Consider the following 13,492-nt stretch of genomic DNA (forward strand, 5'->3'; position numbering starts at 1 on the left):
AGGACAGTCACACAGAAAAGGGAGAAACCCACCCGGACATGCGACGACCCCCGCCGGGGGGGGAGAGCGGGGGTCGTCTCCACGGCCGACTCGGGGGGGGAGGAGTCGGACCGGGTTAGCACGGTCGCGAACGATCCGTGACTTCCATGGTGTACCCGAGAGGCCTCTCAGGCAAACCCACACGCCCCACCTTACGCCGAATGGGCTGCCCCTATGCTCTGGGACGTGGAAAACCACTCCTTGCCCCGCACAGCGGCCTTCTTTGACCTGGACAAGACGGTCATTGCGAAGTCGAGCACGCTCACCTTCAGCAAGTCGTTCTACCAGGGCGGACTGATCAACCGCCGCGCCGTCTTGCGGACCGCATATGCCCAGTTCGTGTTCCTGGCCGGCGGCGCCGACCACGACCAGATGGAGCGGATGCGCGCGTACCTGTCCGCGCTGTGCCGCGGCTGGAACGTGCGGCAGGTCAAGGAGCTCGTGGCCGAGACCCTGCACGACCTGATCGACCCGATCATCTACGACGAGGCCGCCTCCCTCATCGAGCAGCACCACACCGCCGGCCGCGACGTCGTGATCGTCTCCACCTCCGGCGCCGAGGTGGTCGAGCCGATCGGGGAGCTACTCGGGGCGGACCACGTGGTCGCCACCCGCATGGTCGTGGGCGACGACGGCTGCTTCACCGGCGAGGTGGAGTACTACGCCTACGGCCCGACCAAGGCCGAGGCGGTCAGAGAACTCGCCGCGTCCGAGGGGTACGACCTGACCCGCTGCTATGCCTACAGCGACTCGGCGACCGACCTGCCGATGCTGGAGGCCGTCGGCCATCCGCACGCCGTCAACCCGGACCGCACCCTGCGCCGTGAGGCTCTCTCACGCGGGTGGCCGGTTCTCGACTTCCACCGCCCGGTGCGCCTCAAGCAGCGCATCCCGGGGCTCTCGGTCCCGCCGCGGCCGGCCCTGGTGGTGGCCGCCGCCATCGGTGCCGCGGCGGCCACGGCGGGACTCGTCTGGTACGCGAGCCGGCGCCGCCCGCACCTGACCTGACCTGCCCAGGCCTGCATTCGAGTACACAACGTCCGTTTACATACTGTTTGAGATCAAAAGTAAAGAAGTGCAGGCAGGGGTTTCGTTTACTCCCGGTCTGGAGTAAAAAGGACTCAACGGCCCGCGAGACCAAAGGACATCCGAGAGGATCACCTTTACGACGCATTTTGGCCCCACGGACCGAGCATGGACATCCGGCACCCACGCGACGTCGACCCGTCGATTACGGGCCAGCCGCACCAGGTGACGGGCAAAGTTCCCGACCTGATGGGCAAATATCGAGGACGCATGGTAACTGGGTGAACATGCCAGCGGCGGTACGAGTTTGCTCGTACCGCCGCAACCCTTTTCGGCGCCCTGTGGGGCACATGCCCGCTCGGCGGTTACGCCGCTCCTCGCTGCAGCGCCTCGCACACCGCCGTCGACTCGCGGGCGCCCAGCTCCACCGCCCGGCCGCAGTGCGCGATCCATGCCGCCACACCGTCCGGCGTGCCGGAGACATACCCGTCCAGGGCCGCCAGGCAGGCCGCTCGGCCCAGTTCGGCGTGGCCCACCTCGGCCGGGCAGATCGCCTTGGGATCCAGGCCGCTGCCGATCAGCACGATCCGCTCGGCCGTACGCGCGATCAGGCCGTTGTGCGAGGTGAACGGCCGCAGCGCGAGCAGCTCGCCGTGCACGACGGCCGCCGTCACCAGAGCGGGCGCGGAGCTGCCCTTGATGATCAGGTCCGCGAGCCCCTCCAGGCGCCCGGAGACCTCGGCCGCGCCCGGCAGCGCCAGCTCCACCAGCGGCTCGTCGACGTCCTCGCCGGCCTGCCGCGGCCGCCCGACCCGATCCTCGTCGCTGGCGGCCGCCACCAGGTGCAGCCGGGCCAGCACTCGCAGCGGCGACTGCCGCCAGATGGACAACAGCTGCCCCGCCTCGGCGGTCAGCCGCAGCGCCGCGCCCACCAGGCGCGCCTCGTCGTCGCCACCGAAGTCGGTACGCCGGCGCACCTCCTCCAGCGCCCAGTCGGCGCCGGACAGCGCAGCGGAGCCACGGGCGCCGCGCAGTGCCGCCTCGGAGGTGACCGCGGGACTGCGGCGGCGCATGATCCGGTGCCCGTAGACCCGGTCCACGGCCTTGCGTACGGATTCCACGGACTCGGGCACGCCGGGCAGGTCGCCCAGGGCGGCAAGAGGATCGGCGGTCGCGCCTGTCGTACTCATGGGTACGACAGTACGCACCCGGGCCCCGCACCCCACGAAGGAGTGGTCTTCTTCACGCCGACTGGCCACGCACCGCCACATCACCACTACGCTTGGTGAACATGAAAATTGCTTTCGTCGGGAAGGGCGGCAGCGGCAAGACCACCCTCTCCTCCCTGTTCATCCGCCATCTCGCGGCCACGGGCGCGCCGGTCGTCGCCGTCGACGCCGACATCAACCAGCATCTGGGAGCCGCGCTCGGCCTCGACGAGACGGAGGCCGCGGCGCTGCCTGCGATGGGCGAGCACCTGCCGCTCATCAAGGACTACCTGCGCGGCGGCAACCCGCGGATCGCCTCCACCGAGACGATGATCAAGACGACGCCGCCGGGCGAGGGCTCCCGGCTGCTGCGGGTGCGGGAGGACAACCCGGTCTACGACGCCTGCGCCCGGCCGGTGGAACTCGACGGCGGCGCCGTGCGTTTGATGGTCACCGGCCCCTTCACGGAAGCCGACCTGGGCGTCGCCTGCTACCACTCCAAGACCGGAGCGGTGGAACTGTGCCTGAACCACCTGGTGGACGGGCCCGGTGAGTACGTCGTGGTGGACATGACGGCGGGCTCGGACTCCTTCGCCTCCGGCATGTTCACCCGCTTCGACATGACGTTCCTCGTCGCCGAGCCCACCCGGAAGGGGGTCTCCGTCTACCGCCAGTACAAGGAGTACGCCCGCGACTTCGGCGTCGCACTGAAGGTCGTCGGCAACAAGGTGCAGGGCCAGGACGACGTCGACTTCCTCCGCGCAGAGGCCGGCGACGACCTGCTCGTGACGGTGGGGCACTCCGACTGGGTGCGCGCCATGGAGAAGGGCCGGCCGCCCCGGTTCGACCTCCTGGAGGACACCAACCGTCTCGCGCTGCACCAGTTGCAGGCGGCCGCCGACGCGACGTACGCACATCGCGACTGGGCGCGCTACACCCGGCAGATGGTGCACTTCCATCTCAAGAACGCCCAGTCCTGGGGCAACGCGCGCACCGGGGCCGACCTGGCGGCGCAGGTCGACCCCGACTTCGTGCTCGGCGAGGAGATCGCCGCAGCTGTGTGAGCGAGCCCGAGGGCTCACCGCAGCCGACGCCCTCGGTGTTCGCCACGGCTACGGCAACGGCTAGGGCTAGGGCTACCGCTGCGGCTACGGCTACGGCTTGGCCGCCGGCGCCCCGGGAACACCCTTGGGAGCCGGCGCCGGACGGCCGCTGAGGAAGGACGCCCAGCCCTGCTTCGGGGCCTCGCCGACCTCCAGGCTGCGCAGCTTGGCCAGGGTCTGCGGGTCCTGGGCGTCCAGCCAGTCGGCGAGCTGCCGGAAGGACACGCACCGCACGTCGGGCTTGTTGCAGACCTCCTTGACGACGTCCCCGACGGCGCGCATGTAGGTGCCGCCGTTCCAGGACTCGAAGTGGTTGCCGATGATCAGGGGTGCGCGGTTGCCGTCGTAGGCGCGCTCAAAGCCCTTGAGCAGGCCGTCGCGCATCTGGTCGCCCCAGTGGTCGTACATGCTCGGGTCGCCCTGGGTCCGGGTGCCGGACTGGTTGACCATGAAGTTGTAGTCCATGGTCAGCTGCTCGTAGGAGTGGCCGGGGAAGGGCACCAGCTGCATGGACAGGTCCCACAGGCCCTCCTTCTTGCTGGGCCAGACCTGATTGTTCACGCCGCTGGTGTCGTAGCGGAAGCCCAGTTCACGGGCGGCCTTCATGAAGTTCTTCTGGCCCTCCAGGCACGGGGTGCGGGCGCCGATCAGCTCCTTGTCGTAGTCGAAGGGCAGTGGTGCCGCCTTCGTCATCCCCGTATTGGTCTTCCAGGACTTCACAAACTGCTTGGCCTGGGCGATCTCGTCCTTCCACTCGTCGACCGACCACTCGCCCACCCCGCCGCCCTTGCCGCAGAAGTGGCCGTTGAAGTGGGTGCCGATCTCGTTGCCCTCCAGCCAGGCCAGGCGCAACTGCTTGACGGTGTCGGCGATTCCCTGGTTGTCGTTGAAACCGATGTCGGAGCGGCCCGGTGAGTGCTGCGGTGGCCGGTACAGGTCACGCTTGTCCTCCGGCAGCATGTACACGCCGCTGAGGAAGAACGTCATCGTGGCGTGGTTGGCCTGGGCGACCTCGCGGAAGTGGGAGAAGAGCTTCTGGCTGTCCTCGCCCGCGCCGTCCCAGGAGAAGACCACGAACTGCGGAGGCTTCTGACCCGGCTTCAGCCGCTCGGGCCTCGGCAGGTGCGGCTGCGCCCCTGTGTAGGCGGTGGATCCGTCGCCGATGAGCCGGACCGCGCTCTTGGGGGCGGCGGCGGGCTTGTCCTTCTGCGGGCCGGAGGCCCCTCCGTTCTCCCCGCTGGACCCACCGGTTCCCATCGTGCAACCGGCCAGCGATGCGGCAACGGCCGCGGCGGCCACGGCGCCTGCGGCGATCCTCTGGGTGGCGGCCATCTTCCGCCCACCTTCTTCCTTCTCTCAGGCCAACGCCGATGAGGGCGTCTTGTCGGTGCGCGGCCGGGGCCCGGGCCGGGCTCAGCCGACGCGCCGCCAAGGTCGCACGGGACCGAGAAGGAATTAATACGACAAGCCGATGAAAAGCCCACTTCCCCCCAGCGGGTGAATCGTTGACCCGTTTGCGCCGAATACCCATTCTTGTTCTTTACTCTGCATTACGATTCATTTACTCGTTATTGGTACATCCCGCCGCTGCACTCGTGACCCACGGCCGCGACCGGCCCCGCGCTCGACCGCGGGCCGGATCCGCGACCGCGCTGCCCCGAAGGAGACGGGAACATGTCAGCCTGCACCCCCGCCCGAGCGGACCACGCGACGCGCACCGAGCGCGTCCACCCTCCGCACAGCCCGCCGCCCGCACCGCGCCGCCGCTTCCCGCTCGCGGGGGCGGATGTGTCCGCATCCATCGCGGTGTTCCTCATCGCACTGCCCCTGTCGCTGGGCATCGCCCTCGCCACCGGCGCGCCCTTGCAGGCCGGTCTTGTCGCCGCCGCCGTCGGAGGTCTCGTCGCCGGCCGCCTGGGCGGGTCCCCGCTCCAGGTCAGCGGCCCCGCCGCCGGCCTCACCGTCGTCACCGCCGACCTCATCCACCGCTACGGCTGGCGGGCGACCTGTGCGATCACGGTCCTCGCCGGAGCAGCTCAACTCGGCCTCGGCTGCCTGCGCGTGGCCCGCTCCGCGCTCGCCGTGAGCCCCGCCATCGTGCACGGCATGCTCGCCGGCATCGGCGTCACCATCGCCGTCGCGCAGTTGCACATCGTCCTCGGCGGCAGCCCCCAGAGTTCGGTTCTCGCCAACGTTCGCTCGCTGCCCGCGCAGTTGGCCGGCCTTCAGCCCGCCGCGGTGACCGTCAGCGCGCTGACCCTGTCCGTGCTGCTGCTGTGGCCACGCCTGCCCGGCCGGGCCGGACGCCTGCTGCGCACGGTCCCCGCGCCCCTCGTCGCGGTCGCCACCGGCACCGCGGCCGCCGCCCTCGCCGGACTCACGCTGCCCAGAGTCGACCTGCCCTCCTGGCGCAGTCACGCCCTGCCGGCACTGCCCGAGGGCCCGGTGGCCGGACTGATCGCCGCCGTGCTCACCATCACCCTCGTGTGCAGCGTGCAGTCACTGCTCGGCGCGGTCGCCGTGGACAAGCTGGTCGCCTCGCGCCCCGGGCCCGGCCCCCGCGTCCACCGCTCGGACCTGGACCGCGAACTGCTCGGGCAGGGCGCCGCCAACATCGTCTCCGGGGCGCTCGGCGGGCTGCCCGTCGCCGGCGTGGCCGTACGCAGCACGGCGAATGTGCGCGCGGGCGCCGTGAGCCGGAACTCCACGATGCTGCACGGCGTTCTCGTAGTGGTCGCCGCGCTGCTGATGGTCCCGATCCTGGAGCTCATCCCGCTCGCCTCGCTCGCCGCCCTGGTGATGGCCGTCGGCATCCAGATGGTGTCCCTGCACCACATCCGCACGGTGACCCGGCACCGGGAAGCGGTGGTGTACGCCGTCACCACCCTCGGTGTGGTGATCCTCGGCGTCCTGCAGGGCGTGGCGCTGGGGATCGCCGTGGCCGTCGCCGTCGCCCTGAACCGCCTCGCCCACACCCGCATCACGCACGACGAGAGCAAGGGGGTCCATCACCTACGGGTCCGAGGACAGTTGACGTTCCTCGCGGTGCCGCGGCTCAGCCGGACCCTGCATCTCGTACCCCAAGGTGCCGAGGTCGTCGTGGAGTTGGACGGCTCCTTCATGGACCACGCGGCGTACGAGGCCCTGCAGGACTGGCAGAAGACACACACCGCCCAGGGCGGCACCGTCGAGGTGACCGGCCGCCGCCCCGGCATTCCCCCGGCCGCCGAGGTCCTCACAGCCATGGCCACCGGCATGAGACCGGCAGCCGACGGCACGGCAGCCACCGTCACGGGCTGCCGCTGCCGGCCCTGGACACCGTGGCGCAACCACCAGTGCGCGGTGCCTCTCACCGCACCGCCGAGCGAGACGTCTTGCGCGGAGCGGGCGGGCGATGCACCGGCCACCACGGCGCCCGAAGACGGGGCCCGCACCTCACAGCCGAGGGACGCCTACCAGCTCAGCCACGGGATCAGCGCCTTCCAGCGCAACACCGCGCCGTTGGTCCGGAAGGAGTTGGCGCGGCTGGCGCGGGAGGGGCAGCGGCCGTCGCAGCTCTTCCTCACCTGCGCCGACTCGCGGCTGGTCACATCGATGATCACCTCCAGTGGTCCGGGCGACCTGTTCGTCGTGCGCAATGTCGGCAACCTCGTGCCGCCGCCGGGCGCGGAGGGCGGGGACGACTCGGTGGCGGCGGCGATCGAGTACGCGGTGGAGGTGCTGAAGGTCCGGTCCGTGACCGTGTGCGGGCACTCCGGCTGCGGTGCCATGCAGGCGCTGCTCGGCACCGCGCCCGGGGCCGCGCAGACGCCGCTGAAGCGGTGGCTGCGGCACGGGCTGCCGAGTCTGGAGCGCGTGACCGACACCGGCCGGCCCCGGCCGCGGCTGGCCGGGCGGCTGCCCGCCGACCAGGTGGAGCAGCTGTGCCTGGCCAACGTCGTGCAGCAGTTGGAGCATCTGCGCTCCCACGCGTCGGTGGCCCGGGCGCTGCGGGAGGGGGCTTTGGAGCTGCACGGAATGTACTTCGACGTGGGCGAGGCGCAGGCCTACCTGCTCACCGGGGCGGACGGCGGAGAGGAGGCGGGGCAGGGATTCGACCGGGTGCGGGCGGCCGGAGTGCCGGGATGAGGCCGGCCCGGGCGAATCCGTCGGGGTGAACCGGCCGGCCAGGGCGGCGGCCCACACCGGGCCTCCTCCGCGGCAGTTCGGACAGCCCGGCGGAAGAGCACGTCGGGACATGGGTTCGGATGCGTCAACGGCCTGGCCGCGCTCGGTTGCGAGGAGAATGCGTTGGGTAGGCGCGACCCTCGGGGGGTGAACCTCCGAGGGCCGTGGCCCGTGACCCGTGAGTGAACGGGTGACAGGATGCCGGAAGGGGTTGACCAGCCCCGTCGACCCCTCGGAGAATCAAGGGCGTTGATTGGTCTAAACCACTTTGGACGGTGTTCGGATGGCAACCAACGAAAGTCCTTCCCTCTCGAACCTCCTCAAGGAGGAGCGTCGCTTCTCGCCGCCTGCCGAGCTCGCCGCGCACGCCAACGTCACGGCCGAGGCGTATGAGCAGGCCAAGGCCGACCGGCTCGGCTTCTGGGCGGAGCAGGCCCGTCGGCTGAGCTGGGCCAAGGAGCCGACCGAGACGCTGGACTGGTCGAACCCGCCGTTCGCGAAGTGGTTCAAGGACGGGCAGCTCAACGTCGCGTACAACTGCGTGGACCGCCATGTGGAGGCCGGCAACGGCGACCGGGTCGCCATCCACTTCGAGGGCGAGCCCGGCGACAGCCGCGCGATCACCTACGCCGAGCTGAAGGACGAGGTCTCCAAGGCCGCCAACGCCCTGCTGGAGCTGGGCGTGCGCAAGGGCGACCGGGTCGCGATCTACATGCCGATGATCCCGGAGACGGCGATCGCCATGCTCGCCTGCGCCCGGATCGGCGCCGCGCACTCGGTGGTCTTCGGCGGTTTCTCCGCCGACGCGCTCGCGACGCGCATCCAGGACGCCGACGCGCGCGTGGTCATCACCTCCGACGGCGGCTACCGGCGCGGCAAGCCGTCCGCGCTCAAGCCCGCCGTCGACGAGGCGGTCGGCCGTGTGGACAACGTCGACCACGTGGTCGTCGTACGCCGTACGGGCCAGGACGTCGCCTGGACCGAGGGCCGGGACGTGTGGTGGCACGAGCTGGTGGACCGGCAGAGCACCGAGCACACGCCGGAGGCGTTCGACGCCGAGCACCCGCTGTTCATCCTGTACACGTCCGGTACGACGGGGAAGCCGAAGGGCATCCTGCACACCTCCGGCGGCTACCTCACCCAGACCGCGTACACGCACTGGGCGGTCTTCGACCTCAAGCCGGAGACCGACGTCTACTGGTGCACCGCCGACGTCGGCTGGGTCACCGGTCACTCGTACATCGTCTACGGCCCGCTGGCCAACGGCGCGACGCAGGTGATGTACGAGGGCACGCCGGACACCCCGCACCAGGGACGGTTCTGGGAGATCGTGCAGAAGTACAAGGTCACGATCCTGTACACCGCCCCGACGGCGATCCGTACGTTCATGAAGTGGGGCGACGACATCCCCGCGAAGTTCGACCTGTCCAGCCTGCGCGTGCTGGGCTCGGTGGGTGAGCCGATCAACCCCGAGGCGTGGATCTGGTACCGCAAGAACATCGGCGCCGACACCACCCCGGTCGTGGACACCTGGTGGCAGACCGAGACCGGCGCGATGATGATCTCGCCGCTGCCCGGCGTCACCGCCGCCAAGCCCGGTTCCGCCCAGACCCCGCTGCCCGGCATCAGCGCGACCGTCGTCGACGACGAGGCGAACGAGGTGCCCAACGGCGGCGGCGGTTATCTCGTGCTCACCGAGCCGTGGCCGTCGATGCTGCGCACCATCTGGGGCGACGACCAGCGGTTCATCGACACCTACTGGTCCCGCTTCGAGGGCAAGTACTTCGCCGGTGACGGCGCGAAGAAGGACGACGACGGCGACATCTGGCTGCTGGGCCGCGTGGACGACGTCATGCTGGTCTCCGGGCACAACATCTCCACCACCGAGGTCGAGTCCGCGCTGGTCTCGCACCCGTCGGTAGCCGAGGCGGCCGTCGTCGGCGCGGCCGACGAGACGACCGGGCAGGCAATTGTCGCCTTCGTGATCCTGCGCGGTACGGCGTCCGAGAACGACAGCCTGGTCGACGAGCTGCGGGGCCACGTCGGCGCCACGCTCGGCCCGATCGCCAAGCCCCAGCGCATCCTTCCGGTGGCGGAGCTGCCCAAGACCCGCTCCGGCAAGATCATGCGCCGGCTGCTGCGGGACGTGGCCGAGAACCGGCAGCTCGGTGACGTCACCACGCTCACGGACTCCACGGTCATGGACCTCATCCAGGCGAAGCTGCCGCAGGCGCCGAGCGAGGACTGAACGCGGGACTGAACGACCGAGCACACGGGCACCCGGAAAGCAGCGCGCCGGGTGCCCGAGCCGTACCCGCCCCCATGCGGGGTGCTTCGATTCCGGATGCCTTCGGGTCGCCGCTTAGGTAAACTAAACAAAGCGTCACTGACGCCGCGATCCACATCAGGATCACCAAGGTGCGCCGGGAAGTCTGGTCGGCATGCGTCCCGCCCTGCCCACCGACCGGAGGTCCCACGTGACCGCGCCCCGCACCACCACCGCCCGCAAGGTTCTCGGCCGGCTGTCGCTGCCGGAGCGGACCTTCGTCGCGGACGCGCTGCGCACCGAGACCGTCGGCGGAGTACTGCTCCTCCTCGCCGCGATCGCCGCGCTGGTCTGGGCGAACATCCCGGCTCTGCGGGACAGCTACCACAGCGTCAGCCACTTCCACTTCGGCCCGTCGGCGCTCGGGCTCGACCTGTCCGTGGCGCACTGGGCCGCGGACGGGCTGCTGGCGGTCTTCTTCTTCGTCGCCGGGATCGAGCTCAAGCGCGAGCTGGTCGCCGGCGATCTGCGCGACCCGAAAGCCGCCGCGCTGCCCGTCGTCGCGGCCCTGTGCGGCATGGCCGTGCCCGCCCTCGTCTATGTGATCAGCAACCTCACCGGCGGCGGCTCGCTCGGCGGCTGGGCGGTGCCGACCGCCACCGACATCGCGTTCGCGCTGGCCGTTCTCGCCGTCATCGGCACCTCGCTGCCGAGCGCGTTGCGCGCCTTCCTGCTCACCCTCGCCGTCGTCGACGACCTTTTCGCGATCCTGATCATCGCGATCTTCTTCACCGACCGGATCGACTTCGCCGCGCTCGGCGGCGCGGTCCTCGGTCTCGCCGTCTTCTGGCTGCTGCTGCGGCGGGGCGTGCGCGGCTGGTACGTGTACGTGCCGCTCGCGCTGGTGATCTGGGGGCTGATGTACAACAGCGGCGTCCACGCCACCATCGCCGGCGTCGCCATGGGCCTGATGCTGCGCTGCACGCGCCGTGACGGCGAGCGGCACTCCCCCGGCGAGCACATCGAGCATCGGGTGCGGCCGCTGTCGGCGGGGCTCGCGGTGCCGCTCTTCGCCCTGTTCAGCGCAGGCGTGTCTCTCACCCCGCACGCGCTCGGTGACGTCTTCACCAAGCCGGAGACCCTCGGCGTCGTCCTCGGCCTGGTCGTCGGCAAGACGATCGGCATCTTCGGCGGGACCTGGCTGACCGCCCGGTTCACTCGGGCCTCCCTCAGCGAGGACCTGGCCTGGGCGGACGTCTTCGCGGTGGCGTCGCTCGCCGGGATCGGCTTCACGGTCTCGCTGCTGATCGGGGAGCTGGCCTTCGAGAACGACGCGCTTCTCACCGACGAGGTGAAGGCCGCCGTACTGACCGGATCGGTGATCGCGGCGGCCGCGGCGACGGTGCTGCTGAAGATCCGCAACGCGCGGTACCGCCGGCTGGTCGAGATGGAGGAGCGCGACGAGGACCTCGACGGCATCCCGGACATCTACGAGGAGGACGACCCGGAGTACCACCTGCGCATGGCCGCCCTCTACGAGCGCAAGGCCGCGGAACACCGCCGGACCGCCGAGGAGAAGGTGGCGGAGCGGGACGCCGCCGGGGAGGGGGCCGATGGGGGGAGCCCTGCCGCCGGGGAGGGGGCCGCCGAGGTCCGCCGTACCCCACAGGACGCGCCCGCCGGGGGGCGCCGTACCGCCGGCGGGGAGAGTGTCGCGCGGCGCGCGGTAGGCGAAGTGGCGGGCGGGGAAGGCGAGGAGGACGACCGTCCGGCATGATCTGACGGGACGGTACAAAAGACGGGGCCCGAGGCAGTCCGCGGACACGTCAGGCGGATACGGACCCGAACGCGAGAGAGGGAGACCGCGATGAGCGCACCCGACGGCAGCCCGGTCGGCGCCGAACGCAGCATCGGCCAGCTGTTCGCCTCCGCGACGACCGAGATGTCGGCGCTGGTGCACGACGAGATCGCGCTGGCGAAGGCGCAGCTCAAGCAGGACGTCAAGAAGGGCGCGGTGAGCGGCGGCGCGTTCAGCGTGGCCGGCGCGGTGCTGGTGTTCTCGCTGCCGATGCTGAACTTCGCCCTCGCCTACGGCATCCACGCCTGGACCGGCGGCCACAACGGGCAGGGCGGCTGGAACCTCGGCTGGTGCTTCCTGCTGTCCTTCGCCGCGAACGTCCTGATCGCGGGTCTGCTCGCGCTGATCGGCGTCGTCTTCGCCAAGAAGGCGAAGAAGAGCAAGGGTCCGCAGAAGGTCGCCGCGTCCATGAAGGAGACGGCGGGCGTGCTGCAGAACGCCAAGCCGCACCCGCGTCCCGAGGTCCCGGCGCTGGAGGACCGCAAGCCCGAGGCCATCGAGGCTGTGGCACGCTCGACCTCATGACGGACCCTGCCACCCCCTCGGCCCAGCCGCAGCCGGCCGCCTCGGACGTACGCATCGACATCCCCGGCGGCAGACGAGTGAAGCACCGGGACGTCGCCGCCAACGGCGCACGTTTCCACATCGCGGAACTCGGCGACGGCCCGCTGGTCATGCTGGTGCACGGCTTTCCGCAGTTCTGGTGGACCTGGCGGCACCAGCTGACCGCGCTGGCAGACGCCGGGTACCGGGCCGTCGCGATGGACCTGCGAGGCGTCGGCGGCAGCGACCGCACGCCCCGCGGCTACGACCCGGCCAACCTCGCCCTCGACATCACCGGCGTGATCCGCTCCCTGGGCGAGCCGGACGCCGCGCTCGTCGGCCACGACCTGGGCGGCTACCTCGCCTGGACGGCGGCCGTGATGCGCCCGAAGCTGGTCCGCCGGCTCGTGGTCGCCTCCATGCCGCATCCGCGGCGCTGGCGCTCGGCCATGCTCGGCGACGTCCGGCAGTCCCGGGCCGGCTCGCACATCTGGGGCTTCCAGCGGCCGTGGATCCCCGAGCGGCAGCTCACCGCCGACGGCGGCGCGCTGGTCGGGCGGCTGATCCGGGACTGGTCCGGGCCGCGCCTGCCGGAGGACGACGCGGTGGAGACGTACCAGCGCGCGATGTGCATCCCCTCCACGGCGCACTGCTCGGTGGAGCCCTACCGCTGGCTCGTGCGCTCGCTGGGCCGTCCGGACGGCGTCCAGTTCTACCGGCGGATGAAGCGGCCCGTGCGCGTGCCGACGCTGCATCTGCACGGCTCGCTCGATCCGGTGATGCGCACCCGCAGCGCGGCCGGTTCCGGCGAGTACGTCGAAGCGCCGTACCGCTGGCGTCTGTTCGACGGACTCGGACACTTCCCGCATGAGGAGGATCCGGTCGCATTCTCCACCGAACTGGTCAACTGGCTGAAGGATCCCGAACCCGATCGGTGACGGAGTGATCGCGCCCGGTATCCGGTGCCGAACTCCTGTGCTTCGAACGGCCACTTGCCGCCCGCATAGGCCAATTGAGGGGCCGCGAGGCGGTTATCGACCTTGGGAGAGGGCACACGTCCGGGTATGGGCTGGACGCACGACTACAGTGACGTAGCACGCAACCGCCGCTCGGGCAGCACCCTGAGCTCCCACCAAAGGGGCGGCACCCCGCAGCTGACGGGCAACGACCCCCGGGTGGGCATTCCGCGCATCCTGCGCCGCCGCGCCCGCTGGGTGACCATGCGACTGCGTCACACGCGCGGCTGATCCGGCCCGCCGGGGCCACGGTGTCACACCGGGCA

The 13,492-nt window shown here is 70.7% G+C and carries 10 protein-coding genes; 8 read left to right on the plus strand and 2 right to left on the minus strand.

The genetic code is table 11. The features are described 5' to 3' along the window. Positions 1–213 precede the first annotated feature (213 nt). A complete protein-coding gene (locus ACZ67Q_RS28595) occupies positions 214–1,047 on the plus strand; it encodes an HAD family hydrolase (protein WP_471187791.1) in 834 nt (277 codons plus the stop codon). A 383-nt stretch (positions 1,048–1,430) separates the two neighbouring features. Here ACZ67Q_RS28595 and ACZ67Q_RS28600 read toward each other — a convergent pair whose 3' ends face one another. Next, positions 1,431–2,255: a Fic family protein gene (locus ACZ67Q_RS28600; RefSeq protein WP_471187794.1), complete on the minus strand. Its 825-nt coding sequence runs from the start codon at positions 2,253–2,255 to the stop codon at positions 1,431–1,433. Between the two features lie 101 nt (positions 2,256–2,356). On the opposite strand from ACZ67Q_RS28600, the gene ACZ67Q_RS28605 reads away from it, so the two are divergent. Beyond that, positions 2,357–3,337, plus strand: coding sequence for an ATP-binding protein (locus tag ACZ67Q_RS28605; protein WP_471187797.1), 981 nt, complete (start codon positions 2,357–2,359; stop codon positions 3,335–3,337). A 90-nt stretch (positions 3,338–3,427) separates the two neighbouring features. Here ACZ67Q_RS28605 and ACZ67Q_RS28610 read toward each other — a convergent pair whose 3' ends face one another. Beyond that, a complete protein-coding gene (locus ACZ67Q_RS28610) occupies positions 3,428–4,708 on the minus strand; it encodes a polysaccharide deacetylase family protein (RefSeq protein ID WP_471187800.1) in 1,281 nt (426 codons plus the stop codon). 342 nt (positions 4,709–5,050) lie between these two features. On the opposite strand from ACZ67Q_RS28610, the gene ACZ67Q_RS28615 reads away from it, so the two are divergent. The 6 genes from ACZ67Q_RS28615 to ACZ67Q_RS28640 all read left to right on the plus strand — a co-directional run bounded on the left by ACZ67Q_RS28615 (position 5,051) and on the right by ACZ67Q_RS28640 (position 13,457). After that, complete coding sequence (locus ACZ67Q_RS28615) at positions 5,051–7,504, plus strand: bifunctional SulP family inorganic anion transporter/carbonic anhydrase (RefSeq protein ID WP_471187803.1); 2,454 nt, start codon at positions 5,051–5,053, stop codon at positions 7,502–7,504. Between the two features lie 322 nt (positions 7,505–7,826). Beyond that, complete coding sequence (gene acs, locus ACZ67Q_RS28620) at positions 7,827–9,791, plus strand: acetate--CoA ligase (protein ID WP_471187806.1); 1,965 nt, start codon at positions 7,827–7,829, stop codon at positions 9,789–9,791. A 229-nt stretch (positions 9,792–10,020) separates the two neighbouring features. Next, positions 10,021–11,586, plus strand: coding sequence for a Na+/H+ antiporter NhaA (gene nhaA, locus ACZ67Q_RS28625; protein ID WP_471187809.1), 1,566 nt, complete (start codon positions 10,021–10,023; stop codon positions 11,584–11,586). 90 nt (positions 11,587–11,676) lie between these two features. Then, on the plus strand, positions 11,677–12,192 hold the full coding sequence (locus ACZ67Q_RS28630) for a phage holin family protein (RefSeq protein ID WP_471187812.1): 516 nt from the start codon (positions 11,677–11,679) through the stop codon (positions 12,190–12,192). Beyond that, positions 12,189–13,148, plus strand: coding sequence for an alpha/beta fold hydrolase (locus ACZ67Q_RS28635; protein ID WP_471187814.1), 960 nt, complete (start codon positions 12,189–12,191; stop codon positions 13,146–13,148). The genes ACZ67Q_RS28630 and ACZ67Q_RS28635 overlap by 4 nt, the downstream gene beginning before the upstream one ends. A 126-nt stretch (positions 13,149–13,274) precedes the next feature. Continuing rightward, complete coding sequence (locus tag ACZ67Q_RS28640; protein ID WP_471187817.1) at positions 13,275–13,457, plus strand: hypothetical protein; 183 nt, start codon at positions 13,275–13,277, stop codon at positions 13,455–13,457. The last annotated feature ends 35 nt before the right edge of the window (positions 13,458–13,492 follow it).

The organism is Streptomyces sp. NPDC036813 (assembly GCF_055609245.1).